Below are 1,036 nucleotides of genomic sequence, written 5' to 3'. Positions count from 1 at the left end.
CTGAGCCATCCCCTCATATGAAGCCGAGCGCTTCTTTGAAGACAGGGTGCTGGTGGAGGAGTTCGGCGAAGCGCTCGACGAGAGGCCGCAATCGCTCCTCCTTCATCATGGGAATGGCCTGGTAATACATACAGCCCTGCCGGAAGAGCGAGTAGGTGCGTGTCTTGACGGTATTGGCCTTCAAGCCCTTCTCCATCCCGAGACTCTCCCCAGCGGCGCCCAGCAGCGTCAGCAGCACCTGGGCCAGGGCGCTCACCAGCAGCAGCCTGTCTCTGCGCTCGGGACTCTTCACGCGCACCGTGGACAGTCCCATCCCGAATCTCAAGTCCTTGACGTCCCGGAACGTCTCCTCGCACGAGAAACGCCGGGCGTAGAGGTCCACCACCTGGCGCGCGCTGGCGGCTCCCAGGCTGGTGGCCAGACACCACGGCTCCTTCATTCCCTTCTGGCGCACCAGCACCACCGCGGGCACCGGCGTGCGGTCCGCCGTCACGTGCACGTCCGTCAGCTTCTTGGCGTGCCCGCTGGTGGGAATCCACTCGGCCGCGGGACACCCGGTGCCGCCGGCCACCTCCACCCGCACGTCCTTGCGAAAGCGCACCACGTACTCGAAGCCCGCCTGGGCAAAAAGGGCATACAACCGCTGGTCCGCGAAGCCCCGGTCCGCCAGCACCGTCACCTTCACCCCTTCGGGCACGCACTCCTTGAGCCGCGGCAGCAGCTCATCCTCCGCCTGGGCGCGGTTGCCCGCCAGCGCGCTCTTCTGCAGCGTCAGCCACAGCAGGGGCGTGGTGCGTCCATGCGAGGTGACGAGGCTGGCCACCAACGTGGTGTGCTCATCGGCCTCGAAGTCCGTCCAGTCCAGCGCCACCAGCGCTTCGGTGCGCTCGGCCAGCACGTACGGCACCCACGAAGCCGCCAGCTTCCACACGTCCACCGCCTCGTTGGACAGCAGCCGGTCCACCTGCTTGATGCCGTGCTTCTGCACCCCGCCTCGCGCCCACGCCAGCGCCTGGCCAATCGCGTGCACCGACAG

General features: G+C 67.3%; 1 protein-coding gene. It reads right to left on the bottom strand.

Annotation, left to right across the window (positions count from 1 at the left end):
- Positions 1 to 13: 13 nt before the first annotated feature.
- The coding region (locus tag D7X99_RS41915; RefSeq protein WP_121782585.1) for an IS4 family transposase at positions 14 to 1,036 on the bottom strand (1,023 nt) is incomplete at its 5' end.

Origin of the sequence: Corallococcus sp. AB032C (assembly GCF_003668935.1) — a bacterium.
Lineage (GTDB): Bacteria > Myxococcota > Myxococcia > Myxococcales > Myxococcaceae > Corallococcus > Corallococcus exiguus.
Note: the sequence above shows the minus strand (reverse complement) of the source record. Positions and strands in the feature narration are given on the sequence as shown.